General features: G+C 68.0%; 29 protein-coding genes. 24 read left to right on the forward strand and 5 right to left on the reverse strand.

All coding sequences use genetic code 11. The features are described from left to right. Positions 1-1,250: helix-turn-helix domain-containing protein (locus ACYVLQ_RS17695; protein WP_460698585.1), on the reverse strand; the 1,250-nt coding region annotated here is incomplete at its 3' end. Between the two features lie 217 nt (positions 1,251-1,467). Here ACYVLQ_RS17695 and ACYVLQ_RS17700 point away from each other — a divergent pair. From ACYVLQ_RS17700 to ACYVLQ_RS17770, 15 genes are all read left to right on the forward strand, one after another. Beyond that, a complete protein-coding gene (locus tag ACYVLQ_RS17700) occupies positions 1,468-1,971 on the forward strand; it encodes a hypothetical protein (protein ID WP_460698586.1) in 504 nt (167 codons plus the stop codon). Positions 1,972-2,480: 509 nt separating this feature from the next. Then, the gene (locus ACYVLQ_RS17705; protein ID WP_460698587.1) at positions 2,481-3,041 is read left to right on the forward strand and encodes a hypothetical protein; all 561 of its coding nucleotides are present in this window, start codon (positions 2,481-2,483) and stop codon (positions 3,039-3,041) included. After that, positions 3,038-3,532, forward strand: coding sequence for a hypothetical protein (locus tag ACYVLQ_RS17710; protein WP_460698588.1), 495 nt, complete (start codon positions 3,038-3,040; stop codon positions 3,530-3,532). Before ACYVLQ_RS17705 ends, ACYVLQ_RS17710 begins: the two co-directional genes overlap by 4 nt. Positions 3,533-4,409: 877 nt before the next feature. Continuing rightward, a complete protein-coding gene (locus tag ACYVLQ_RS17715) occupies positions 4,410-4,631 on the forward strand; it encodes a hypothetical protein (protein WP_460698589.1) in 222 nt (73 codons plus the stop codon). 7 nt (positions 4,632-4,638) lie between these two features. Continuing rightward, on the forward strand, positions 4,639-4,899 hold the full coding sequence (locus tag ACYVLQ_RS17720) for a hypothetical protein (protein ID WP_460698590.1): 261 nt from the start codon (positions 4,639-4,641) through the stop codon (positions 4,897-4,899). Beyond that, entirely contained in the window at positions 4,896-5,126 is a 231-nt protein-coding gene (locus tag ACYVLQ_RS17725) for a hypothetical protein (protein WP_460698591.1), read from the forward strand. Before ACYVLQ_RS17720 ends, ACYVLQ_RS17725 begins: the two co-directional genes overlap by 4 nt. 115 nt (positions 5,127-5,241) lie before the next feature. After that, positions 5,242-5,523, forward strand: coding sequence for a hypothetical protein (locus tag ACYVLQ_RS17730; RefSeq protein ID WP_460698592.1), 282 nt, complete (start codon positions 5,242-5,244; stop codon positions 5,521-5,523). A gap of 44 nt (positions 5,524-5,567) precedes the next feature. After that, positions 5,568-6,095, forward strand: coding sequence for a hypothetical protein (locus ACYVLQ_RS17735; RefSeq protein WP_460698593.1), 528 nt, complete (start codon positions 5,568-5,570; stop codon positions 6,093-6,095). Then, complete coding sequence (locus ACYVLQ_RS17740) at positions 6,095-6,538, forward strand: hypothetical protein (protein ID WP_460698594.1); 444 nt, start codon at positions 6,095-6,097, stop codon at positions 6,536-6,538. The genes ACYVLQ_RS17735 and ACYVLQ_RS17740 overlap by 1 nt, the downstream gene beginning before the upstream one ends. A gap of 113 nt (positions 6,539-6,651) precedes the next feature. Further along, positions 6,652-7,173, forward strand: coding sequence for a hypothetical protein (locus tag ACYVLQ_RS17745; RefSeq protein ID WP_460698595.1), 522 nt, complete (start codon positions 6,652-6,654; stop codon positions 7,171-7,173). A 20-nt stretch (positions 7,174-7,193) separates the two neighbouring features. Continuing rightward, complete coding sequence (locus tag ACYVLQ_RS17750; RefSeq protein ID WP_460698596.1) at positions 7,194-7,457, forward strand: winged helix-turn-helix transcriptional regulator; 264 nt, start codon at positions 7,194-7,196, stop codon at positions 7,455-7,457. A gap of 152 nt (positions 7,458-7,609) precedes the next feature. Next, on the forward strand, positions 7,610-8,221 hold the full coding sequence (locus tag ACYVLQ_RS17755) for a Scr1 family TA system antitoxin-like transcriptional regulator (RefSeq protein ID WP_460698597.1): 612 nt from the start codon (positions 7,610-7,612) through the stop codon (positions 8,219-8,221). 107 nt (positions 8,222-8,328) lie between these two features. Continuing rightward, entirely contained in the window at positions 8,329-8,559 is a 231-nt protein-coding gene (locus ACYVLQ_RS17760; RefSeq protein ID WP_460698598.1) for a hypothetical protein, read from the forward strand. 55 nt (positions 8,560-8,614) lie between these two features. Further along, on the forward strand, positions 8,615-9,142 hold the full coding sequence (locus tag ACYVLQ_RS17765) for a hypothetical protein (protein WP_460698599.1): 528 nt from the start codon (positions 8,615-8,617) through the stop codon (positions 9,140-9,142). A 466-nt stretch (positions 9,143-9,608) separates the two neighbouring features. Then, entirely contained in the window at positions 9,609-9,845 is a 237-nt protein-coding gene (locus ACYVLQ_RS17770; protein WP_460698600.1) for a hypothetical protein, read from the forward strand. A 193-nt stretch (positions 9,846-10,038) separates the two neighbouring features. Here ACYVLQ_RS17770 and ACYVLQ_RS17775 read toward each other — a convergent pair whose 3' ends face one another. From ACYVLQ_RS17775 to ACYVLQ_RS17785, 3 genes are all read right to left on the reverse strand, one after another. Then, complete coding sequence (locus ACYVLQ_RS17775) at positions 10,039-11,187, reverse strand: helix-turn-helix domain-containing protein (RefSeq protein ID WP_460698601.1); 1,149 nt, start codon at positions 11,185-11,187, stop codon at positions 10,039-10,041. Between the two features lie 496 nt (positions 11,188-11,683). Beyond that, complete coding sequence (locus tag ACYVLQ_RS17780) at positions 11,684-12,715, reverse strand: GAF domain-containing protein (protein ID WP_460698602.1); 1,032 nt, start codon at positions 12,713-12,715, stop codon at positions 11,684-11,686. A gap of 54 nt (positions 12,716-12,769) precedes the next feature. Continuing rightward, positions 12,770-13,636 (reverse strand): SDR family NAD(P)-dependent oxidoreductase, encoded by an 867-nt coding sequence (locus tag ACYVLQ_RS17785; RefSeq protein ID WP_460698603.1) that lies wholly within the window; start codon positions 13,634-13,636, stop codon positions 12,770-12,772. A 323-nt stretch (positions 13,637-13,959) separates the two neighbouring features. Here ACYVLQ_RS17785 and ACYVLQ_RS17790 point away from each other — a divergent pair, with 323 nt between their 5' ends. Continuing rightward, positions 13,960-14,199: a hypothetical protein gene (locus ACYVLQ_RS17790; protein ID WP_460698604.1), complete on the forward strand. Its 240-nt coding sequence runs from the start codon at positions 13,960-13,962 to the stop codon at positions 14,197-14,199. A 91-nt stretch (positions 14,200-14,290) separates the two neighbouring features. Here ACYVLQ_RS17790 and ACYVLQ_RS17795 read toward each other — a convergent pair whose 3' ends face one another. Continuing rightward, positions 14,291-15,034 (reverse strand): MmyB family transcriptional regulator, encoded by a 744-nt coding sequence (locus ACYVLQ_RS17795; protein WP_460698605.1) that lies wholly within the window; start codon positions 15,032-15,034, stop codon positions 14,291-14,293. Between the two features lie 804 nt (positions 15,035-15,838). Here ACYVLQ_RS17795 and ACYVLQ_RS17800 point away from each other — a divergent pair. From ACYVLQ_RS17800 to ACYVLQ_RS17835, 8 genes are all read left to right on the forward strand, one after another. Next, positions 15,839-16,636 (forward strand): hypothetical protein, encoded by a 798-nt coding sequence (locus ACYVLQ_RS17800; protein WP_460698606.1) that lies wholly within the window; start codon positions 15,839-15,841, stop codon positions 16,634-16,636. Further along, entirely contained in the window at positions 16,633-17,880 is a 1,248-nt protein-coding gene (locus ACYVLQ_RS17805; RefSeq protein WP_460698607.1) for a cutinase family protein, read from the forward strand. The genes ACYVLQ_RS17800 and ACYVLQ_RS17805 overlap by 4 nt, the downstream gene beginning before the upstream one ends. Then, positions 17,877-19,028, forward strand: a complete 1,152-nt coding sequence (locus tag ACYVLQ_RS17810; RefSeq protein WP_460698608.1) for a lipase family protein — start codon at positions 17,877-17,879, stop codon at positions 19,026-19,028. The genes ACYVLQ_RS17805 and ACYVLQ_RS17810 overlap by 4 nt, the downstream gene beginning before the upstream one ends. 151 nt (positions 19,029-19,179) lie before the next feature. Beyond that, positions 19,180-20,355 (forward strand): lipase family protein, encoded by a 1,176-nt coding sequence (locus ACYVLQ_RS17815; protein ID WP_460698609.1) that lies wholly within the window; start codon positions 19,180-19,182, stop codon positions 20,353-20,355. A gap of 33 nt (positions 20,356-20,388) precedes the next feature. Then, on the forward strand, positions 20,389-21,132 hold the full coding sequence (locus ACYVLQ_RS17820) for a hypothetical protein (protein WP_460698610.1): 744 nt from the start codon (positions 20,389-20,391) through the stop codon (positions 21,130-21,132). Between the two features lie 108 nt (positions 21,133-21,240). Further along, a complete protein-coding gene (locus ACYVLQ_RS17825; RefSeq protein ID WP_460698611.1) occupies positions 21,241-21,969 on the forward strand; it encodes a hypothetical protein in 729 nt (242 codons plus the stop codon). A 121-nt stretch (positions 21,970-22,090) separates the two neighbouring features. After that, positions 22,091-22,996, forward strand: coding sequence for an alpha/beta fold hydrolase (locus tag ACYVLQ_RS17830; RefSeq protein ID WP_460698612.1), 906 nt, complete (start codon positions 22,091-22,093; stop codon positions 22,994-22,996). 27 nt (positions 22,997-23,023) lie between these two features. Further along, positions 23,024-24,922, forward strand: coding sequence for a BTAD domain-containing putative transcriptional regulator (locus ACYVLQ_RS17835; protein WP_460698613.1), 1,899 nt, complete (start codon positions 23,024-23,026; stop codon positions 24,920-24,922). Positions 24,923-25,250 lie beyond the last annotated feature (328 nt).

A 25,250-nucleotide genomic window follows, 5' to 3' on the forward strand; every position in this document is an offset into this window, starting at 1 on the left:
GGGGTGGTCCCATGCTCATGGCAAAAACGGCTCCGAAGTGGTCCCTTCCTCCTGGCAGCCGACACGAGCGTCTGATCCAGCTGCTGCAGCTCCCGCACAAGCCGTCCTGAGCCTGAGCCGCGGCCAGCACCGATGGCTTCCAGCCCAAGGGTCGCGGCGTGATCGACGTCGTTGTTGCCCGCGAAGGCGATCGCTGCGCGTGCCATGTAGATGGACTTGTCTCGGGCGTAGTGCGGAGGCAGGGTGTCGAGTACCTGCGTGAATTGCTCTGCTGCAGAACCGAATTCGCCGAGCGTCGACAGGCTCCGGGCTCTATGGACGTTGATGTAGGACTGATCGAACCAGCCCGCCCACGGCAGGTCCGGATCCAAGTCCGGGTCGTCGACAGATTCCAACGCCACGTCGTAGGCGCTCTCGGTCGCTTTCTGATCGCCGAGTAGTGCATGTCCATGTGCCGCACGCATATTGGCCAGGGCCTCGATCGGCGAATCGCCGGGCGCTGTGCGGATGGCGGCAGCGGAGAGCGCGACGGTCTCGCCGCCGTCGCCCGCGTCTCCGGTTAGGTGCGCTTTCCGTTGCAGGATGTAGGAGGACATAACATCGTCGCCTGCAGCGAGGCTCCATTGAAGCGCTCGATCGGTCCAGTACTCGGCTGCCCCGAAGTCCATGGTGTCCTGGCGCAGCCAACCCGCGAACTCGGCGTAGTTGGTTTGCATCTGGAGCAGTCCGATGGTGTCGGTGCCGCTGGTCCTGCGAAGCTGCCCGATGACATGGATCTGCTGCTCGACAATGGGAATTACCGTTGTCGGCCCGAACAGTACGTCCTGGTCCACAAGCACGCGCTTCAGCTGCCGGAAGTGGTCGAGGTAGTCGACATCCGCGTCGCGGTTGAGCATGACGTGCGGCACGGATGCACTCAGCGCTGCGGTCGCGATGAAGCCCCGTCTGGAGATTGGCATGATTTCGCCCTCTCCGTTGTCGTAGAGATCATTGTGACTCGACACATGCTGCCTGCTGTCCGGTTCGTTGTCGAGGCCGAACAGAGTCGCGGCAGCGATCTCGATCAGACGCCCGGATGCCGACAGTTCCCGATCTAGCAGCTGGACAACTTCAGGGGACGGTCGGCGGACGCCTCGCTCGAACCGCGACAGATCTCCAGCGTTGATGCCGGTCCGACGGGCAAGACCACGGAGCGACTCCTCGCCGCGGAGTCGCTTCAGTTCATTGCCGAATGGACGCCATTGCTCCATGGCCCACCCTCCCACGAGCCCTCTACCAGCGTTGCTGGATTGCCAACACCGCAACGCTAGCGCAACACCGGCCGCCCGATCGACAGTTTGAACACCAACCTAATAGCGGGCCCGTTTCGGTCCCGACTGGCGAAAGTAGCTGCCGACCAATTCCCCAATTGGGGCTGCGACGCCCAGCGTCGTGACACCAACAGAACTAGCCATGAGACGGAATGCCATGGAGAACTTTGCGGAAGTGCCGGATCGCACCCCTATCACCTCTCCGAGCTGGGCGCACTCAGAAATTGCGGCGATGACCAGCAGCGTGCAGGCACTGACGGCGGTGGAGGAGATCGAGGAGCGCGTCGCGCGTTACAACGCCGCGTTCGGCTTGCCGTGTCGGGTCGACAGCGGCGGCCGAATTGTCATGCGGATGACCGACATTGGCGCCGTCCGGATGCCGGTTGCGCTCGGTGAAGCAACCCATGAACGGATGCGTGTTCTAGGGATCGGATGCCAGATCCTCAGCGAGGCCGATGCGTGGACGTTCCTCGTTCGGCCGTATCGAATCGATGCAGACCCGGTCCTGGGGGTATCGCACTTGGCCTCGGAATCAAGGCCATTCAATACGCCGAAGACATTCGGCTGCCATCGGAAAAGGACCGTTCGTGCCGGTGGGTTGCGGGTCCCCGTGACGCATTCAGGCCCTCTGTGGAGACCGTCTTGCATGTTGCCGACCTGATTTCGGGTACGCGCCCGGCGATGCGGTTCGAAGCCAATTCGATCTAGGAGGACGATCTGCCGTGTCGACTGCCTTCGCCGTTGCTGGTCTCGTCGGATTCTGTGCCTGGCTGGCCTACTTCTGTATCCGATTGCGGAACTCGTCGCCGGGACGGCACCGCCCGGAGCGGCGAGAGTGGCTAACGGGCGAGCTACGCCGACCGGGAGGCAGCCACGCGATCGGCAACAGCCGAACAAAGGCGTTGCGTTACAACGTATTTCGTGAGCCGTCTGTGCGGGGCTTGTAGCGATGAGCGTGCGGCTGTCGGCGGCAGTCCGGTCTCCTCGACCGGATGAACCCGACGTGCACGTCCGAATCTCGTACGGCGAAACGTATTTCGATTTTGCCGCGTGCAGGACCGCGGCGAGGAACTTCATCACCAACTGGCAGTGCAGCCACAATCCGACCGCTACGGCCACCGTTGTCCGTGACGGTCTGACCAGATTCCTTCGATTGCCATGCGAGGACTTATGGCTCAGCCCTTGACCGACCACGCCCAGAACACAATTCGGTGCTGCCTGGACCGCTACAACACCGTTAACGGTTTACAGGCCCAGGTCATCGGCGGCAACGCGATCGTCACCTGGGCTGGGCGAAGTCTGCACGTCGTGTCGATGGACCAGCAGGTGGGTGCTCGGGTGCGCACGGAGATGCGGCTGCGGGAGATTCGGCCGGTGATCATGTGCGGTCACGGGGTGATGCGGTGGGACTTCCTGGTCTTCCCGGACCTCGCGTCGCGGGAGCATCGCAGCCTGGCCTACGAGCTGGCCGGCAGTCGCCCGCAGTACCCGGTGGTGGTCTCCGAGGCGGGCGCCACGGTGTTCCTGCCGACGCCGCCGTACACCCGGAAGAAGTGGCTGACGCCGCCGGTCGGCGCTGGGCTGCCCGGTTTGTCGGTGGTCTACGAGATCGCGACCCGGCACACGAGCCCGGCCACCGTGGCGTGGCCCGACCGGCAGTGGCCGGTGCTGCCTCGCCCGGAACCGCGCCGCGAGCACGCCGGGCCGGAAGCGGGTGGTGAGGAGTCATGACACGGCCGCAGATTTGCCTCACCCTTGAGCAGCAGTGGCGGCGGTACAACACCGTGTATCAGCTGGACGCGCAGATCGAGCCGGGCAGCATCTACACCCTTGCGCGCAACGTTCACGTTGTCGGGATGGACGACGGCCTCGGGGAGCTGGTACGGACCGAGCTGGTCGACCGTGAGGTCGAGGCGCCGATCATGGGCACTACGGGTGCGTCGCACTGGATGTTCCTGGTCCGGCCCGCCCTGAGCATCGAAGCCCACACCGACCTGCACACGCGGCTCGTGCGTGCCGGGGGCCCGATTCGTGTCTCGGCACCGGGCGACTACATCTCCTACCCGACACCGGGAAATCCCGGCAGGTACTGGGTCGCGCCACCGGTGCCAGAAGCCGAGTTGCCGCCGATGGCACTGATTTTCGCTGTCGCTGAGGCCATCTGCACGACGGTGAATCCAGGGCTGTTGTCCCACAACGTCATTGCGGAAATGGAGACGTGATGGAAGCGGCATCGACTGTGATCCGGGCCGAGCACCGCAGCCGCGGCTGCCCTCACTGGACGGTCGAGGGAGCGGTGACGGTGTCGTGGAAGATTTCCCCGGAGGGGCAGGTGCTCCTCAGCACGCTCAAGGATCGGCATGCGGTCTGGCCGTCGTATAACTGGCCGGGCACTGTGTGGGGGACGGGCGCGACGGGCTTCGTGTATTTCGGGCGGGGATTCACGCTGGCTGCCGCGCAGGACCGGTTGCCGGAATATGCGGCGACGTGGGCGGCGGTGCGCGCCGACGCCGAAGCGGGCCCGCTTCCCGTGCAGGACAGCGCGTCGCGGACTCTGTCGGCTGTCGAGGAGCCTCGTGCCGGTCCTAAGCGGGCTTCCCGCTCCCTAACCCCTTCATCAATCCCGGGGAGCGGTGGGAAGCGACACCTCCGGCTGTGTGGCCGACTGCCTGGTGCCTCGTGGTGCTCGGGGGCAGCCGGAGGTGCTCGCGCTCTACCTGATTGTTGCTCGATTCCCATTCACCTATCTGGAGCACACTCGTCATGCCGCTGCGTACACGTCTGTTCACCCTCACCGCCGCTGCCGCTTTCACCGGTGCCGCCTGGTTGCTGTGGTATGTCCGGCCCCGCCCCGTGTGTGTCTGGTCTGCGGGGTGGTGGCGCGAGTACCGCGACACGGTGAATGACTTGCTGGGCGACTACGCCGAGCTGGCTCGCGACGTTCATACCGGCAACGCGCGTCGGGCCGACGCCTTCGACTCGCTCAGGTCCCCGTGTACCGGCGGCTGCACACCGGGCTGCCGACCCGGCGACTGCATCCTCACTCAGCTGTGAACACGCTGACCCACACCACGATTCGCCTAGGGAGGACTCCCTGTCATGCGTTTGCGTCACTGTCTGCGCAGCCTCACCGCCGCCGCGGGCGTCGTCAGTCTCGCTGCGGCGACGGTCCGGGCCGTCGCCGAGGCGATGCCGCGGCCGGTCGCACTCACCGAGCCCGCGTGGTGGCGGCGGTGGGCCGACATGGTCGATCCTCCGCCGCCGGTCGTGTACGAGCATCAAGACCTCTACGACAACCACCCGCTCCGCGATGAACGATGACCGCCGGGTGAGGTTCACCCTGACCCCGCGTCAGGATCGCGACCTGCGGATTGTGCTCGGTGTGTGTCTCGCCGGCACCGCGGTCTCCACCTGTGTCGTGGCCTTGTCCTACCTCGGCGCATTCGGCGTCGTGCTCAGGGGCGTCATGGCCGTCGCCGCGTTCACTCTGCTGTTGCTCTGGCTCGACCGGACAGTCCGGGCCCGACGTACCCACACCTACCGATTCGTCACACCCACCCACACCCCAGAAGAGGAGACCGGACCGTGACAGACCCCGAACGCCAGAAGCCGACAATCAAAGCCGCTGTCGTGAAGGCATGGTCCCCATTCCTTTTCGCCGTCGGGCTCACGATCATCTGGATCCTGCTGCCGTGGCAGGTCGCCCTCGGCCTGACCGTGCTCACGGTGCCACTGTTGTTCGGGCTGGTGTATGTGGTGGAGACCCGGCTGGCGAATCAAGCACGGACGCAACAGGGTTCGGGGGTGGCCGAGTGATGGGGATCAACATGGTCCGGTTGGTGAGGCTGCTCGATGTGGTCGTCGGTGTGTGCGCCGTGTTCGGTGCTGTCATCGCGGCGGTCGAGTACGCACGCAGTCGCCGCCGACGGCTATGACCCGGCGACCGTTCCTCACGGACATGCAGCAGGTCGCGGTGGCCGAGTTGCGGGTGCTGGATCTGCTGTCGCGGGTGGAGTGGTTGACGACCGCGCAGCTGGCGGCCGAGGCCGAGCTGGACGAGCGGCTGGTGCGCCGGGCAGCGATTCGGCTGCACGTGCAACGCATGGTCGACAAGCCCCGTGGTCCCCGAGACGGGTGGCAGATCACACCGCTCGGCAACAAGACCTGGCTGGACGTCCAGCGTTCGAGATCGGAAGGACCCCAATCCCTGTGATCCCTTGTCCTGTGGTGGCCACGCGAGAGGACTCGTGCGCCGCGATGATGAACATCTATCGCACGGCGGGCGTGTTCTCGCTGTTCTTCGGGTTCGAATATCGCCCGGCCCAACAGATCCACATGCACCCGTTCCCGCTACCGGCCGACCGGCAGCACGCGTCGGCGGTGATGGTGCAGCAGTTCGGCCAACTAATCAAGGCCGGTATCCGCTGCTGGGGCCTCGGACTGATGCTCGAACACTCCTCGTCGGTCGAGCAGCCCGAGAATCGGCAGTATCGGCTGACCATGACCGACCACGGCGACCCGGCGATCACGGGACTTGTCGTCGATATGGACGGCAACAGCTATCACGCGGTGATGCCCCGAGACTCGCCCGGCGATGTCGGTGTGCATTACCTGCCCTCGGCCGGTCACCGCCGGACGGTGCTGTCGGGCGACCCGAGGGTGATGGCGCTGGAGTCGAATGCGCGGGCATTGCCGGAACTGTGGCGCAAGCACGACACGAGTCCGGTCCACAGCGGAATTGCAGTGCACGAGTATCAGATTCGGGAAGAGAGGATGGCGGACTGATGTGGGTCATCACCGCTGCAGATAACACCGAGGTCGACTGGTCCGCCGACACGTTCACCACGCACATTCGGATGCTGAGTCCGATGGCGGTGACGCCGGACGAATTGACGACGGCCTGTCGGTTCATGAAACCCTACGACGAGAAGCTCCCGGTCGCGTGGCGGCTGTTGGCGTTCGAGGACATCGACGAATCCGGCACCTATGTGCGCTGCGGGGAACCAGCGGTCCTCGTGGACAACGTCGGCCCGACCTGGACCATGGCGTTCTTCGCCGACCGCTTGATCCGTGACCGCGGCGACCACGCGACCACGGTCAGCACCGTGATGAAGTACATGTCGTATTACGGCGAGCACGGCTACCTGCTCCCGAATCTAGTTGTCGCCGAAGGCGGGGAAAACATCCCACCGGGCGACCCCCGTGCGAGCGGCAGCGCAGACGAATAGAAGCCCCTTCTCCGCGCGCAGCCCGCGCAGCGGCACGTCCTGGGCATCCGATCCATCCGTATCGCCATCTCCCGCCTCGATTCTCTGACTGTATCTATGGAAGGAAAACACTGATGCCGCAACTGTTTTCACGACAGCTGTCCCGGCTGGCTCGGGTGGCGGTGGCCGGGTTCGCCGCTGTCGCTGCCGGATGGGTCATGTCCGGTCCCGCCGCCGCCGAGACCGCGCCGTTCACCTGCCCGCAGGCCCGCACACCCGACACGGTGACCGGGTCGGGGCCGGGTAGTACCGGCGACGGCCCGGACGTGATCCTTGCTTTCGAGCACGGGTATTTCGTGCTGCGGTCCGGGGCCGCTGCCGCAGAGGTGCTCACTCCGGATTCCCGCCTGCACCCGGCTGAGCGCATCCAGACCGGTATCGACCACACACCCGCGGTCCAGCACTGCGCCCGCATCACCACCCTCGATCCCGGCGTCGGCACCGGCCCGGTGTCGCGGTGGGCTCTGGAACTCACGACGCACCGGCCCAGTCTCAACCCGGCCGAGCCCGGCGAGACGCGCGTCTACCGCCAGATCGTCACCACCCGCACCGACGGTGACCGCACCCTGATCAGCGATATCACTACCGAAACATAGACAACAGCAAAGGATGTCACATGTCCATACGCCCCGGATGCGGCCCGACGCAGCGAGCAATCCTCGAATGTGTCGCGGACGGCAAGAAGCGGACCTGCCGGGAGATCGCCGAGAAGTCCGGTGTGGACGAGGGTGTCGCCAGCCACGCGGTGCGCCGCCTGGCTGACGATGACTTCGTCCGGGACACCGGTGAGCGCGGCGGGAAGAACGGCCGCGCCGTTCTGTGGCGGATCGCGCCGAAGGGCCGGAGCATCCTCGACTCGGACGCCGTTGCGGCGCAATGACCCAGGGGACTGTTCCGACATGGCGCGCGAACAACCAACCCCACAGTAGAACCCAGCGCTCCCAACATCTGCCGAAACCCCTCAGACAGAGGAGTTCCGCTGCTCTGCAACGTTTTTCAGTGAAAGAACCAACCAGAAGTGGAGGGATAAGCATGTCCGCTGATATCGCCGTGTCCGATCCGCAGTTTCGCTCCTGGCGCGATGCTGCGTCGAGCACCCTGCAACAGGACACGGGCCGCGCCGAGGCCGGCACCGAGTACTTGCGGATCTACGACCCCGACGTGGTATCGGGCCTGCTCCAGACCCGCGAGTACGCCACCGCCATCCTCACGGTCTGCCTGCGCGGCGTCGGCGCAGAACACGACCTCCCCGCCGCCGTCGAGGTCCGCATGGCCCGGCAGCAGCAGCGCCGCCAGTCCGGCCACCGCACGCACATCCTGATCGGGGAACAAGCGCTCTACACCCGCGTGGGGGACGCGGCGACCACCAGGGCTCAACTCGACGCCCTGCTGCTGCGTCCGCTGCCCAACACCATCCGGCTCGGCATCGTTCCCCGCACCGCGCAGTACCTCAACAGCGTCAACAACTTCATGGTCTTCGACGACCGGGAAGTGGCCGTCGAGACCATGACCGGAGGACTGCGGTTCACCGGCCGCGACGCTATTACCGATTATCTGACCACCTTCGACGCCCTCGCCGCACACGCGGTCACCGACACCGCCGCCGAGCAACTCATCGCGCGAGCACTCGCCTCACACTTCTAACACCCCCGACCAGGGCAAGAACATCGCGCTCGGTCACGACGGCGTGTTCGGCCTCGAAATCGAACGACGGCATACGCACCGCAACGACGACGGGACGGTCCACTCCGATGAATTTCAGTTACGACCCGATCCAGGACATGCGCACTCATCCGATCCTCTACACGGCCGCGGGCGTGCTGGCCGCGCTCCTGGCGCTGCTCATCGCCCAACGCCCCGAGCCCACGACTCCGGGCAGCTGCGCCGCACAGCCCGACGGACAGCCGGGAGTCACCGCGCCGTCGTGGTCCGGACGGAGCGGCGGTAACCAGCCCGGTATCACCGATCACGGGGCGCGCTGACATGGCGGGCCTGTCTCGCGACCCGGTGACCAACGACTCGGGGAAGTGACCGAGTATGGCGGACACGTACTCGTTCGACCAGCTGCGCGTTCTGCACGCGCTCGGCAACGGCCGCCCCCAAACGGTGCCTACCCTCATGAGGACCAGCGGTATCGCCAAGTCCGGGTCGGTGAAGCACACGCTGCGGTGGCTGCTCCGGCACGGCTACGTCAACGGGGACAGCACGTGGACGCGGCCGGATGGCACCCGTGAGCAACTGTGGAAGCTCACCGCCGTCGGGCGGAAGGCTGTCGCTAATCATCCGGACCGGTATCCGCGGAAACTGTTCAGCAGCAACCAGAGACGGATACTCGAGGCCCTGTCGGACGGTCGCCCGCGCACGGCTGAGACGCTGACTACCGAGCTCCGGTTGCCGCGCCGCGCCAGCGCCATGCACGCGATCTACTGGTTCATTCGGCACGGATACGTGAGAACCCAAGCACCGGAAGGTGTCGATCCGGACGGATACCCGTGGGTGCTTACCGAGAAGGGGCAAGCTGCCGCCGCGAACCTCGACTACGGCTACGACATTTTCAACCCCTGACGCCACGAAGGTTCCCAATGCGCACGAACGCAACCGGCAACAGTAGTCAGCCTCCGACCTTCCGGAATCCGGCTCCTGTCCATCATGATTCCCGACTGGTTGCGCGAGAAGCATTGGGAGAGTTGGAAATACAGCTGACCGATGGAGGGAGGTGGTTTCGCGTGTTCGTGAGCTTCGACCCCGACGAGCGCAACGGCGACGAGTAGGAGCCACGACGGCGCAGTAAATAACGAGAGGTCATCACACAGGGTCGCCCCGTCCCACCCTCACAAGGGACGCGGCGACCCGCACCGCAGCTCAGCGCCACCGGCGTCAGCAATGCCCGGGGTTTCCCTGAACTGGCCTGAAAGCCGCCGTCGGCACCGGAGTCGAGAAGGCGATGCTGCGCATCACGTGCCCTCAGCACCGCGCATCGGATGTGAACTCCGTTGCCCTGCAATGTGACTCATGACGAATGGATACCCTGATGAGTGGAAACAGCATGACGAAACGCCGGACACGGCGGCGTGTGATCTCCATCCTGACCGGGATTGTCGCTGTGGGATTGATCGCGGCGTCGAACGTGGTGCACGTCGCCTACCAAGCCCCGTGGCCGGTGTGGCTCCCGCTGGAACTGGCCGGGTTCGTCCTCATCGGCGTGGGCGTGATCCGCCGGAAGAAGATTCGCGACGAGCACACGGCATCGCTCGCGAAGCCATCGTGACCGGGCCAAAGCCCGCCTCGGTGGGCGGAACCCGGCTGATCGAGTCCCGCGTACAGCTGGCCGGGTTGCCGACAGGCACGATCCTGGCGACCGGCACCGGCTACGTCGGCTTGGTGCACCACGGTCCGAGCGGGCAGTGGACCGGTGGTCGCACCGGCATCTACCCGCTCGCCGTGCAGACCGACCTGGTGTTCTACCCGGCCAACTTCGACTTGTCCCTGCCTGTGGCCGCGTGGTTGCCAACCACCGTCCACCGGCCCCCCATCCGCCTGAGATGACCACAGCGCCCCGCGTTCCGAGAAGAGTGGGGACGCCGAGGATTTGGAGCACGCAGTGATCGACAGGATTCGACGTTGGTGGCAGGACTGGATGACGGAGCGCCGGTATCGCCGGGATGTCCTCGTGTGGCTGGATCGGCAGGAGCGTCAGTCGTCGTCCTGTCCGCCTGCCACCCGCCGCGTCCCGGCCCAGGGCAGGCGTGGTCGGCCGGATCCGGGCTACCGGGCGGGCTGATTCCCTGGTTGCGGGCGCGGTGTCGTCGTCGCGACACGCGGCAGTGTGGCGGCACCTCAGCATGCGATTGCGGGGTGGTCGTAGAAGGCGTAGCCGACGAGGATGTCGCGGCGGGCGTACTCGCTGACTTGCAGCGACATCGGCGCTGGCTCGCCGGAGTCCGGGTGGTGCACAGGCTTATGGGGGCGGGCGAGAGCCGGCCGTAGGCGACGAGGAGCGGGTTCTCGGTCCACAGCCGGTTGAAGTCGTTGCTGGCCAGCAGTTTCCGCCACAGCTGCCGTGCCTGCGGGGTGTCGCGGTAGCGGCCGAGTGCTCCTCGCAGGTTCGCGACGCCGTGGACTGCTTCGCACTCCCAGTGCTGCAAGACTTTCCGGGCGATCGGGGTGAACAGCCACAGCAGGAGGTTGTCGTCGGCGTCGTCGAGGCCGGGGATCGCGTGGCGCAGTGACTCGTTGGCCAGCAGCACGGTGCCGAGCGGATCGAAATAGCCCGCGATCATCCGCCGGGCGTCGAGACGGCCGAGGTGCGCGTGCACGGCCGGGGAGATGATGTGGCGGCGCAGGTCGTCGGCGGGCGCCAGCGTCGCCGAGGGTTTCAACAAGTCGAGGGTGTGGCGGCGTTGCCAGCGGTTGAACCGGTAGACACTGGCGAGCTGTCCGGCGACGGCCTCAGTGGTAGGACGCCGCTCATTTTCGATCTTGCCGAGCCAGGACGCGGTGACATCGGTGTGGGCGGCGGTGGTCTCGAGCGTTAGGCCGAGATGGTCCCGCCCCCGCCAGATCCAGTCGTAGAAGTCCGGCATCTGCGCTGGTTCGTAAACGCGGGTCATGTCAGCACTCTCGATACCGTGCCGGGTAGCTCAGTGGCCGACGCCGCGCAGTCGAGGACAGTGCGGCCGACAGGTGTGGTACTGGAGTCTGTGCCGAGGCGAGAACCGGATACCCGGCGGAGCTGCGCGGTGTCGGTCGCGGCCGGATGGAGGGACGATGTGCAGGGGATATGCATGGTCGGTCGCTCTCTACGTCGAGGAAACAGTCACGCGGGCAAGGGTGTTCCGAGTGAGTTTCGCGGGGACGCTTCAAGCGGCATTACCTTCGATGCCTGCAGGACGCCGCTGTGGTTAGCGGCAGCGTTGCACCCGACTCTAGTCACCGAGTCCCGCAATTCGCAATATTGCGTTATCAGTAATGCGCGTCACGCTGTGGGTGGTGACCTCGCGGTTCACGCGGTGGAGGAGTCAATCCGCTGGGGAAAGCTGTTGGCGGCCATCGTGTTTGGATGGCAAACGCCGGGCTGAGGGTCGTCGATGCACCGGGGTCGGGCGCTCATGGTCGGTCGAGCGGGGCCGCGTGTCGTAGTGCTACGAGTGCGGCGGTGGTGTCGTGGTCGAGGGCGATAAGGGTAGCGCGCGCGTCGAGGGTGGCCCAGGTGCCGTCGAGGGCCCGCACCCGGATGCGGCCGCTGGTGCGGCCCTCGCGCAGGCCGTCGATCATGGCGCGGGCGGCGTCGATGTCGTCGGGATGCAAGGCGGGTGCGGGTTGTGCGGCGAGGGCTTGCCAGGCGATGCCGGGCATCGGGGGCCCGATCCACTGGAGCAGGTGCAGCGTGCGGGGGTTGATGATGGCGCGGTACTCGCCGTCGGCGGCGACTGCGTCGAGGACGCGGTGTTCGAGGAGGGCCGGGGGCGGCGCTGCGGGGATGTCGGTGGCGGGGCCGATGTCGTAGGTGATGCCGCGCAGCATCTTTCGCACGGTGCCGTCGCTGTCGGTTTCGGTGAGCTGGCGGCAGGAGTAGTGCAGGGCGCGCAGTTCGCCGCAGGGGTGGCGCAGGCCCCAGAGGGATTGGGTGTTGGTGCCGTGTTCGGCGCGGACGAGCCGGGCGAGGGCCATCAGCTGGTCTCCGGGGTTGATGATGAACGGGGATCCGAAGACATCGGCGATCGAGTGGCGGCGCAGCGCGGGCCGCCGGTCGGGTGGGACTCCCAGGAGGGCCAGGACGTCGTCGCTGCGGGTGTCGGTGCTGTCGTCCAGGTTGAACACCCAGGCGCCTGCGGGGTCACGCGGCGGCACCTCGGCGTTGGGGTGTCCGGACCAGAGCATGACTCCGTGGAGTCTGGTCGGCGAGATCGCTAGGGGCACAGCGATGGTGCGGCGGCGGCCGTCGTCGGAGATCCGGTCGATCGGGACGCGGTCGGCGTCGATGTCGTCGAGGGCGCGGTGGGCTTCGCGGAGGCCGACGCGGTGGTTGAGGATCTGGTGGAGGGGGACGAAGGGCTTGATTTTGCGTGCCATGGCGATCACGGACGGCGGTGTGCCGCCGCCGAACGTCTCGATCAACAGCCATTTCGCGTCTGTCATGGTTCTCCCCCCGGAGTTTGTGTACTGGACCGCCCGGTATCGAACCGTCCATGATCACGCAAACTTCGCGGCAAGTCCAATGAGGCGGTCGTAATGCGGGCCGGCGAGACGCGCGGCGAGGTCGGCCAGCCGCGCGTCGGCGCCGATGAGGACTCGTGGGGTGCCGCGTTCGACACCGGCGAGGATGACCCGTGCCGCCGTGTGCACGTCGGTGCGAGTGACCCGGCGCTCGAATCGTTCGACGGTAGCCGGTTTGTCGATGCCGGGTGCGACGAGGGCGGCGCGAGCGATGGGAGTGCGGATCCCGCCGGGATACACGCCCACGACGGCGATTCCGGTGTCGGCGAGGTCGGCGCGTAGTGCCTCGGTGAATCCGCGGATCGCGAATTTTGCTGTCGCGTAGGGTCCGTGGCCCGCGACGGCGGCGAGCCCGAGCGCGGACGAGAGGGTGACGATGCGGGCCGGGCGATCCGAGTGGCGCAGGTGGGGCAGGAATGCCTTGGTGACGTGGAGAGTGCCGAAGAAGTTGATGCGCATGACGGTATCGAAATCGGTGACCGGGGACGCGTCGACCGAGCCGACGTGCAGGATCCCGGCACAGTTGATGACCACGTCGACCCGGCCGAACCGGGCGGCCGTGACTGCGGCAAAGTCCTCGACCGCCGACTGATCGCCGACATCGAGCACGACGGAAATAGTGCCCGGACCGGAACACGCGGCGCGGGTGTCCTCGAGTCGCGCGGCGTCGATGTCTGCGAGAGCCAGGTGCGCGCCGCGTCGGCTGAGTTCGAGGGCGAGGGCGCGTCCGATGCCGGATCCGGCACCGGTGATCGCAATTGCCTTGTCCCCGAAGAACTCCGGCCGCCCGCTTCTACCTTGCCGGTTCACTGCTCTGCGTGCTACGCCGCGCAATAGACCCATGGGCGCAGCCTACGCATGGTGTTCGACCATTGCCGATATCTCTAATCATGCTGCGGCAGAGCACCACTGGGGAGAACGAATGTCACATAGCCTGACCTGTGGGCCGTTCAGACGTCCGTACGAGCTCCCGTCGATTCGTGCGGTATCCCTACGACGGCTGAGCCGGGTCTCGCACCGCTGCGTGGGGCACTTGTCGCGCAAATTCTGCAGGTGGGTGCCGAAAGTGGTCCAGTCCGTTAATGTTCCGGCGCTTGCGCCCGATACGTCCGGTGAGGTGGGAGGATGCACCTGTATGCGATGAGACGTCGGATAGGGGAGATTTGATGCACAAGTCGTTCAAGATCATTCTTGGTGCCTGCACAGTGATGGCAGCTACCTCTGCGATCGCTCCGTCGGCAGCTGCCGAGAATTACTGGGTCCCGGTGGGTCCGTTTCCCAATCCCAAGGATTGCATGGAATCTCTCAAGCTAGACCATAGTAATGGCGTCGTCACCTCGCCGAATTGCAACGCGTTCGAGGAGGACAGCGGCGTGTATTGGTACTACGACAAGATCGTGGGCTGAGCAGCGTGATGCGCCGTGCCATCGTCTCGAACCGGGACGGAGCCGCCGGGCCGGTGGCACAGCATCGGCGTTGTGCCACCGGTCTCGGTGGTCATGACAGCGGCGGCCCGGCATAGGTTTGTCGGTATCCCAGGCAGAGGAGGACCTCGCGGGTGTCGGGGATCTCGCCGAGCTGGATGTTCCACGAGTGCGGTTCGCCGGTGGCCGGGTCGCGGAGGTGGACGAGGTCGGTGGGGCCGCGGCCGTAGGCGACTCGCAGGCTGTCGATCCACATCCGGGTGAACTCCGGGCTGGCCTGCAGGCGTCGCATCAGCTCGATGGCCTGCGGGGAGTCGCGGAAACGGCCGAACGCGGCACGGAGGGTCATGACAAGGAAGGCGGCCTCGTACTCCCAGAACACCGAGATCCGTTTCGAGGTGGGCTCGGCCGTTCCGGGCTGAAAATGCCACAGCGGCATGTTGCGGTCGAACTCGTCGACACCGGGAAACACCCGCAGGAACATGTCGTTGGCCGCGACCAGGTTCCAGAGCGGATCGATGTAGGCGCAGGCGAACCCTTCCTGCTCGAACCGCGCGAGCCGCGCCAGATGCGTTGGGGTGGTGAACTGTTCACGCAACTCGGCGATCGGAGTGAGGTCGACCGCTGGTTCCACCAGCTCGCGCGTGTGGCGCTCCTGGTCGGGATCCAGGTTGTACTCGGTGACCATCCGGCCCAGCGTCGCCTCGGAGGGAGTGGCTCCGTAGCGTTCGATGCGTTGGAGAGCGGCCTCGCTGATATGCAGGCATTTGGCGGCCTTACGGCGAGATTGTCTGTGGTGGGTACGTAGCCGTTCCATCCAGTGGCCGACGGTGGGCATCTGCGTGGTGAGCGGGTCATGCCGGCCGCCTCGCCGCTGCTGCTGGAGGTGTCGCGCGTATCGCGGGGTGTGGCTTCTGTCAGGAGTCCGAGTCACGTCCTCCCCCCTCCTTTTCTGGTCTTCTGTACCCCGGTCCGCACGGGATACGTTGAAAGATTGATCTCCCCCGAGACGATTCTTTCCTACCAGAAGCAACTCAGCGCGGCAACGAAGAATTGCCTGACCGATAACAAGGCGATAGCTCGCGGGCCGCGAGACAGGGCATCGACCGTGCATCTGCACGTGCACAGCGGGCGCTGGAAAATTCACCATCCGGACTGGCGTGACCAAATTCGTGTATCCACGCTGATCACCACCACCGGGCCGATTAGTACTGCTAGTGCGCGCACAAAGTTGAACAATGAAAACTATGGCGCGACACGAGGTTTCGGGGTTGTGATGGAGAGGCAACAGCACCTCTCCGAAAGGAAAAATCGTGGACCCCTACGTTGTTCTGTCCTGGCTCAACGCCGGTCTGGGCGTCGTCGCGAACGGCCTCAGCGTCGCCGGTCAAGTCCTGTCGTTGGTCTTGCCGTTCCTCTGATTCACACCAATATGAGCCGAGGCGCCCGGCTGCAATGACGCAGCCGGGAACGCCCGCCCGCCTAGCGCCCCCGCGCGCATTCCCCAATTCCCATTCTCCTTCGCGACGAAGGGTTATTCGGCATGCCCAAAAACCGAAACACCTCCCCATTCTCCGCCAATTCTCACTGCCTGACACGGCACTCGCTGCCTGGACGCCACATGCTTGCCGCCGCTGCCGTGCCGATAGCCGTCATGCTGGCTGCTCCCGCGCTGGCTGGTGCCGCGACGCCCGGCCCGGTGGTCGACCAGCCGGGCGTGACCAACCAGGCGCAACCGGGCACCGCGACACCCCCACCCCCGCCTCCTCCGCCGGAGCCGCCCGCGCCTGCGCAGTATCCGCAGCAGCCTCCGGAGGTGCGTAACGGGCCCGTGCCCCGGCCCGCACCGTCGCCGGAGCCGGTCGAGCCGGTGGTGCTGGAGGAGCTGCATCTGCCGGTGCCGGTCGAGCCGGTCGCGCCGATCGAACCGCCGCCGGATGAGATCCGGGTGGGCCAGTTCGCGGTGCCGTCACCGCCGTGGTTGCCCGTCGAGGTCCGCGACGCGATCAACGGCACCGCCGCCGGTGCCGAGGCGCAAATCGCCACGGGTCTGGATTCGATCGGGATCCCGGCGGGCCGCTCGGATCGCGTCGCCGGAGCCACCGCCGCCGGGGCCGGGATCGGCGGTGCGATCGGCGGCACCGTCGCCGCCGCTCCGGCCGCAGCGGCCGGAGCGGTCGTGGGTGGCCTGGTGGGCGGCACGGTCGGCGGGATCGCCGGGGCCGTCGCGGGCACGGTGGTCGCGGTCCCGGTGATCGGCACCGTCACCTCCGGAGTGGCCGGTACCGCGATCGGCGCGGCAGCCGGGGCGGCGGCGGGTGCGCTGATCGCCGGAGCACCTGCCGCCGTGGGCGGGGCCATCGCTGGGGGCACCGTCGGAGCGGGATTCGGTGCCGGAGTCGGAGTGGACCAGCGATGAATCACTCCTGGTTACGCGCGCGCACGGTGACGGCGGTGCTGCTGGCCTCGCTGGGTGCGAGCGTCCTCGCGACGAGTGCGCCGGCCGAAGGCTCACCGGCCGAGGCTGATCCGGGCTGTCCGGTGTTGTGGGTGCTCGGCGTCCAAGGCACCGGCCAGTCGTCTCCGGGCGCGAGCCGCACCGACGACACCGGCGTAGTCGGCGCGCTGCTGGGCCCGGTGGCCGCAGCGGTCCCGGGACTGGTGGCCCACACCTACATCCCGTATCCGGCCGGGTTCGGCGGCATCCCGGGCGCTGGTGGGGGCCCGGAGCGGTACGTCGACTCGGTCACCACCGCGGTCGCCGAACTCGACGCCACGGCCTCACAGATCGTAGGTCGCTGCCCGGCTACCGCGCTGGCAATGGTCGGGTATTCCCAAGGCGCGCAGATAGTTTCGCAAATCGCCAGGGCGATCGGTGCCGGGACCGGGCCGGTTTCGGCCGACCAGGTCGCCGCGATCGCGTTGTATGCCAACCCCGAACGCCGCGCGGACACGCAAGTGTTTCCGGGACGGCCGGGCCAGCTCACCCCGGATCCCGCGCCGGGCACCGGCGGAAGTGCGGTCGCGGCGGTGCAACTCACCTCCGCGCCCGCCTCGGGGAGCGGGATCGCCGCCGACGACGCCGAATACGGGGCATTGGCGGGCAGGGTGGCCGATATCTGCGTCGACGGAGACCTGGCGTGCTCGGCCCCCGAACACGCGGCGCTCCTGCGCGCCGGTGCCCTGATCGCCGCGCAAGCGGATCTGACGAACCCTCTCGTTGCTCTCACCACCCTGCAGCAGGTGCTGTCGCAGGCGTTGGGTTCCGCGTGGACCACCGTGGTGCTCGACGACGTCGCCGTCGGTTCCGGCACCGTCGACTACATCCCTCGAAAGCCGTTGTCGCAGCGGCTGGTCGACGCCGCTGACCCCCGCATCGTTGCCCCGCTACCCGAGCAGGTGGGCGAGGCGGGGGATCGGTGGAACCAGATCACCGCCACCGTCGCGGCGAATCCGGGCGAGGTGGTGAAGCTGGCGGGCCAGCTGGCCGCCGCGTGGGGGCAGTTGGTCGCCGACAACAGCAGCCTGGTGGATCCGGCGGTCTGGGCCCGGGTGGCTGCCACGGCGGCTCCGCACACCGGCTACGCCGCCACCGGCCAGCTCACCTCCGCGATCGCTTGGCTGGTCGCTCTCGCCCACGACCTCAGCGAAGGACAGAAATGACAACAAAGACCAGTGACACAAACACCAGTGGCACAACGACTTCCGGCGCCACCGACGCCGACGTCGGCTTCTACACCCCACCCACCCTGCACGACGATCATCGGATCGGGGAGATCCTGCGACTGCGCCCTACCGTGCTACCGAAGCTGGCCGGTGCGGGTCCGGCGTGGCAGATCATGTACGTGTCCCGCGACTCCCACGGCGAGCCGATCCCGGTGTCGGGGACCATGATCACTCCGGAGGACGCCGGGGAGGATCTCAGCTCGGGTCCGTTGCTGGTGTATCAGCCGAGCTTCCACGGTCTGGCCGCCACGAGCGCGCCGTCGCGGTTGCTCGCCGCGGGAACCGAACCCGAGGCCGAGCAGATCAGCGCGGCCCTAGCACGCGGCTGGCCCGTCGCCGTCGTCGATGGGGAAGGACTTGGGGTGCTTGGGCAGGGACCGCACACGTTCCTGGCCGGGCGTGCGGCTGGGCAGGTCATGCTCGATCTGGCCCGTGCTGCCGCCCGGATTCCCGCTGTGGATGCGGTCGGCGCACCGATCCTGTTGTGGGGCTACGCAGATGGCGGCAGAGCGGCGGTCTGGGCCGGTGGCCTGCAACCCGGGTACGCACCGGAGCTTGAGCTGCGCGGAATCGCCGCCGGGGCCGTCGTCACCGACCCCGGCCCGATCCTGCGGCACATCGACCGGACCTCCTGGCCAGGGCTCGGGCTCGCGGGGCTGATCGGCCTGTCCCGTGCGCACCGTCACTTGCCCTTGCGGCACGTGTTCACCGAGACCGCGCGCGGGCTGCTGGCGGATGTCGAAGCGGCGAGCAGAGCCGAGCTGTGTCAGCGGTACCGGCACCCGTTCACCACGTGGTGCGCGCATCCCGACCCGTTGGACGACCCGGTCTGGCGGCACGTGGCCGCGCTCGAACTCATCAAAGCCAGCGGAACCCCGGCCGTGCCGGTGCACCTGTACCACGGCGGCAAGGACGCGATCGTGCCTATCGAGTTCGGCCGCCGCTTCGCCGACGATCTGAAAGCCCGAGGCGCACACGTGGCTTGGCGCGAGTACAAGACCGACCACTTCCGCACCGCTCGCACCGCCACCACCGACGCTCTGGCGGCCCTCGCCCGCAATCTCACCGACCCGACACCCACCTGACCACCGGCAGACCGGCGCCTCGTCACCCCCAGACCAGCCCGAGAGGCCCTGTCTTGCCCGGTGCCCCCTCCGCCGGGCAGGGCAGGAGCCACACACAAACCAAACCCCCTGTGCCACAAGGTCAATCGAAAGCTCTGTACGGAGGTATCCCGTGTCCGACTTCTACAGCGCACCGATCCTTTCGCCGAGTTCTCTGCCCGGTGACCTGATCCGAATGCGCCCGACATTCGTCCCCCAACTGCCACGCGCAGCGGCGGCCTGGCAGATCCTGTACGTGTCGACCAACACCCGCGGCGACCTCATCCCCGCCTCGGGCACGGTGATCCTGCCCGACACCGACATCGACACCGCCGACAACGACGAGAACGTCTCTGCGTCGGGTCTCGGTCCGGGCGACGGTGGCTTGCTGGTGTACTACCCGGTCTTCCACGGCCTCGGTGGACGCGCGACGTCGCAGATGCTGGCCGTGGGCGACGAGTCCGACACCGTGGAGATCTCCACCGCGCTCGACCAGGGCTGGATTGTCGCGGTGCCCGACGGGGAGGGCCTCGGCGTCACCGGCCTCGGCCCGCACACCTTCCTCGCCGCTCATGCCGGCGGGCAGATCGTTCTCGACCTCGCCCGCGCCGCCCAAGCCGTCCCGGTCCTGGAAACCGGCCGCTGGTCTGTGCCCTCGATGCCGGTGGTGGCCTGGGGCTACGCCGACGGAGGCCGCGCGGTCGCCGCGGCGGCCGAGCTGCATCCGCGCTACGCCCCCGAGCTGGACCTGCGAGGGATCTCCGCGGGCGCGGTCGCCTCCGACCTGACCGCGCTGGCACCGGCCCTCACCAGCGGACCCTTCGCGACGCTCGGGCTGGCCGCCGTGGTCGGGCTGTCGCAGGCGTACCCGCATCAGCGGCTGCGGCATGTACTTACCGAGGAAGGCCAGCACACGGCAGTCGACGCCGAAACCCTCACCGACATCGAGCTTTTCGACCGCTACCCGCAGCCGCTGTCGCACTGGTGCCAGCGCCCCGATCCGTGGAACGACCTCATGTGGCGGCACGTTCTCGAATACGAACGGCTCGCGCATGCCGCGCCCGCCGTGCCGATGCACCTCTATCACGGGCACAACGACGACATCGTGCCCGTCCGCGCCGGTTTGCGGACCCTGATCGCCTACCGGCAGCGCGGAGCCCAGGTCACCTGGAGCCAGTACGACACCGGACACACCGGCACTGCCCTCGCCGCCATCACCGACGTCCTGAACCGCCTCGCGGACAACCTGATTCGGGTAACGAGTCCCGGCCCGGTCATCGACGCCGCTGCCCCCACCACACGCCCCTGACCCACCCCTGTGATGCGAAAAGGATTGTCCGCCATGTCTTCTCTCCCTGACGTTATCCGCACACCGCGCCTGGACCTCGCGCCGCTGGACGCCACCGCGCACGATATCGACCTGATGTCCATGGCCGACCGGGTCGAGCTGCTGCGTGCGCTGGGGGACCACGCCCGAGGGTTCGGCGCGGCGGATGCCTGGCGCAGGCTGGAAGGGGTTGTGACATTCTTCGCCGCGGCCGATCTCGGTGCGCCCGGCAGCTGGCTGTCGCGGGTCAACGCCACCCTCGTCGAGGCCGTCGGGAGGGGGACCGCTGTGGCGGCCGATCCGGAGGCCGACGACCACGGCAACCCGGGCGCGCGAGCGTGGGCCGACTACCTGCTGTTGTTCGGCGGGGTTGTGCCGGTGGAGCCGAATGCGGCTGCGGCGGCGTGGAGCTGGGCGCGGCGGGTGTCGGTCGACGCCGGGACGCGGTGGGCGAGACAGTGCGGTGCCGAGCCCACTGCGGCCGAGCAGCGGTTCTTGACGATCGCCGACGTCGCCAACCTCGCGGTCGTTCACCGCCCGGTGCTCGATCTCGCGGTCACTTACGCCGGGCTGCTCGATCCCAGCCTCGCCGGTATCGACCCCGGCATCGTCGATCGGCTCTGCGACCCGGCCGACGCCGACACCACGCGGCGCGGATGCCAGATCGCCTACACCGCAGCGCTGCTCGAACCCCAGACGATGCGCGCGTCGGTGCAGCGGCTGGCACCGGTGATCCGGGGAATGCTCGACACGCTCTGACCATCCACCCGCCGACCCCGTTCGGGGGACCCTGCTCGCGCCCCGCCGACCAGCGCCGCTCGGCGGGCGCGGGCAGACCCCGAAGCACAACCCGGGAGGTGAACAAAGTTGCCTCACAACACATCCGGAGACAGCGACCAATGGTCGGAGCCCGGTGACCCCGTGGCGGCCGACCTGTCCGGCGACCTCGACCTCGGCGCGGGAACCGGTCGCGGACCCGGCCCGGTTCTCGACGACACGTGGCTGGTCTCCCCGTCCGCACCCGGCCGTGAGCCCAGCCGGCCTCCCGCGCGACGGCGCGGGGTGCTGCGCCGGATACCGCTGCGGGGCTGGGCCGGGCTCGCCGCGGTGGCAGCGGTGACCGTCGGCGTGATCGCCGGTGTGCGCGGCCCGCACCACCCGGCCGACAGCGGGCCCGGCGCGGTGACCGCGTCGCCCGGGACGTCGGCGTCGGTGCCGGGGTCTGTGGCGGAGGGTGCGTGTGCGGGGCTGACGGGCGCGGTGGTGACCGATCGTGCGGGTGATCCGGCCACCGTGGCGGGGGTGATCGCGACGTTCCAGGACGCCTATTACACGCTGCGCTCGGCCGAGGCCGCGGTGAAGGTGGTGGCGCCGGAGTCCGGGATCACCGAGGGATCGCTGGCCGACGGGATCGCCACCATTCCCAAGGGCACCCGCTACTGCGTCGCGATCACCCCGGTCACGCTGAACACCGCGCACGTCCACATCGTCGAAACGCGCCCCGACCGCACCCGAGTGGACTACCTGCAAGTGGTCAACACCATCTCCACCACCGGTGGCGGCCTGCTGATCAGCCACGTCCAGGGCCAGGGATGAAATCTATGCCGACTCCGCACTCCGGCCGAAATCCACTACCCGCCAACAAGTCTGGACTGCTCCCGCTCGTGGGGCGGGTGTCGTGTGGCCGGACCTCGACAGATGGAAGGACCTCGATCCGATGACTCCTCCCGGTTTTCACACGCTGACCATCCCCGTCGACGACGGGCTGCGCCTGGCGGCCACCCGTGTCGGCCGGGCTGGGGCGGCGGCCACGCTGGTGTATCTGCATCCGTTGCTGCGCGAGCGTCGGTTCTGGTTCCCGGTGGCCCGGTGGATGGACGAGCAGTTGTGTGGCGCGGTCGCGCAGCTCACCTACGATCAGCGCGGCCACGGCGACTCCGGCATCCCGGACCGGCGCGAGATCACCACCTTGCGCCGTCTCGCCGACGATCTGGACGCCGTCGTGGCGCGCGCCTGCGGACCGGTGGTGCTGGTTGCGCATTCGACCGCCGCGCAGCTGGTGTACGCCTATGCCACCGCCCACCCCGACCGCGCCGCCGCCCTGGCCGGGCTCGTGTTCCTCAACGCCACCGCCGAACCGCTCTGTCTCCCACCGTATCTCCACACCTGGCCGCCGCGGCTGATCCGGTTACGGTCGCACCGAGCCCTGGACGCGGTCACCGCGGCGGGCGAGGCTCTGCTGAGCTATCGCCTGCGCCGCAATGGCGGGCCTCTTCCCGCGAGTGCTGGCGCCGATGCGAGGGTGACCATCGACATCCTCGGCAACCACCCCGGATACGGTCTGGCCGTCGCCATCGCCGAGCGGCTTCGCCACGTCCCCTCGGTCGTGCTGGCAGGCGAGCGCGATAGGTTCGTCCCCCCGCAGCAGGCGGTCGGGCTGGCGAACGCGCTGTGGGCCGACTACGACATCGTGATCGGTGCCGGGCACTACCTGCCCCACACCCACCTCTCACGCGTCACCGACACCATCACCACCCTCATCGACCACGTCCTGCGCGCCCAGCTGGTACACCCGTGCCATCTGGCCCTGCGTAACCCCGGCAGCGGACGCGGGGAGGCATGAGATGGACCTGACTCCGGCCCGGTTGTGATGACCTCGTCCGGCCCCCGCACCTCGTCCGGCCCCGCGCATCCGCTGCTGATCGCGGTGGCCGGTCTCGCGCCGCATACCGGTGTCACGACCACCACGGTCGCGCTCGCACACACCTGGCCCGGCCCGGCCGTCGTGGTCGAGGCCGACCCGGCCGGCGGGCACCTCGCGCAGCTGGCCGGAGCCGATCCGTATCGTGGGCTGGCGAGCATCGCGCGCGCCGCACGCTCCGGCGCGCGGCGGATACCGATCGCCGAGCACCTCCAATTCCTGCCCAGCGGGGCCGGATTCCTGGCCGCGCCACCAGGAGCCGATACCCGCCGGACCGACTGGACCGCGACCCTGTTGACCGGTCCCGGCCACGACCGGCGCCTCGGCGAGCTGGGGGCATGGCGGGAGCTGGGAGCCACGGTGTTCGCCGACTGCGGGGCACCCGGGCCGGGCTCGGCGCTGGCACCGGTGCTGGCCGCCGCCGATGCCTGCCTGATCGTCGTCGACGCCGACCACACCGACCCGGCCCCGGCCGGTGCTCGGATCCGCGAGCTGGCCGGTCGCAGCCGCCACCCCGGAGTCCTGCTGATCGGCGCGGACCCCGGCAGCGACTACGCCACCGCCCTGCGCGTCCCGGTCCTGGATTGCCTTCCCCGCGACCGGCATTGCGCCACCGCCCTGCTGCACAGGCCCGCGATACTGCTGTGGCGCAACCGGCTACTTCGCGCCGCCCACACGGTCTCTGCCGCCGTCGAAACCCAGCTACGCCCGCCCCCACCGACACCCACACACATCGGGGCGGGCACCGTGCCCGCGCGCCCCCGTACACGGGGTACCCGCGCCCCGGGCCGACGCCGAACCGAGCGGCCCACGGTCTACCGGCTCGAACTCCTCGCCGACCCGCCCTCCCCGGATCCCGGCCGCGCCCGCAGCCTGCCGCGCCCCGAACCCGCACAACCGCCACCGGATCGCGGCCGTGAGTCGGTCACCGGCCCGCACAGCGGCCACGATCCCGGCCGCACCGCCGATACCCCGCCGACCGTCAGCAGTACCGGCGGCGGCGTGGCGATAGTGCCCGAGATCCCCGGCCCGGTCCCGGAACCCGCGTACGCGCTCGCAGAGGGCAGCGGGCCGGGTTTGGTGGTGCAGCTGTTCGGCCCGACCCGGCTGTGGGCCGGTCCCGGACCGGCGGGCGCGGACGGTGCGGGTGCGGTGGAGGTCACCGGTCGTCTGCAACCGCAGAGCCTGGAACTGCTGGCAGTGCTCGCGTTGCATGCCGGCGGGGTGAGCCGCGCTGAGCTGCTCGAGGCCCTGTGGGGCGAGCACCGGCCCGCCAAGCCGGGCAAGTCGCTGACCAACGCGCTCAGCCGCCTGCGCACCACGCTCGCCGCGGCCACCGGCACCGACCGCCACGCCGCCGTGCAGCTCACCCAGGACCGGACCCGCTTCCGCCTGGACCCCGCGTACGTGCGGGTCGACTACTGGGAGTTCACCGACGCAGTGAACGCACGCCGCCGTGCCACCAGCGACGCCGACCGGACCCGCGCGTGCCAGCGGATAGTCTCGCTGGCCGCCGCGCCACTGGCCCCCGACCTGCCGCACCCATGGATCGCGCCGATGCGCCAAGCCGCCCACCGCGACGCGCTCAACGCCCGCGGATGGCTGGCCGCCCACACCGCCACCACCGACCCCCGCACCACCCTGGAAATGCTCGAAACCGCCACCGAAACCGACCCCTACAACGAAGTGCTCTGGCAGAACATCCTCCGCCTGCACGCCAAACTCGGCGAATACGACGCCCTCGACCGCACCTACACCCTCCTGCGCGGAAAACTCGCCGAGATCGACACCACCCCAACCCGGGAAACACGCCAGCTCCTCCAGCACCTGAAACGCACCACGAGATGACACGGCCCCAGCCCAGAGAGAAGGGGTGCATCGTCCGCAGCTCCGGCCGGGACCGCAGTGACAAACAACCACGGAAGAAGACCGGCACAGGAGACCTAGCCTGCTACACGACACGAGCGGCAAACGTGTTCGCCCCTGTCGGGACAAATCGTCACTGCACCGCGCCATTCCGGTATAGTGAAAATGCGAGGAAATGGCGTGTAATACGCAAATTATTGACCCAGATGAAACGGCATCATAGCCCGGCGTTCGAAGCGGCCCGGCGCCGAAATCAGGAACCCTTTGTCCGGGCTATCGAATGCCATTTACGATATCAATCTTTTATTGG

This window comes from Nocardia thraciensis, from assembly GCF_054782435.1.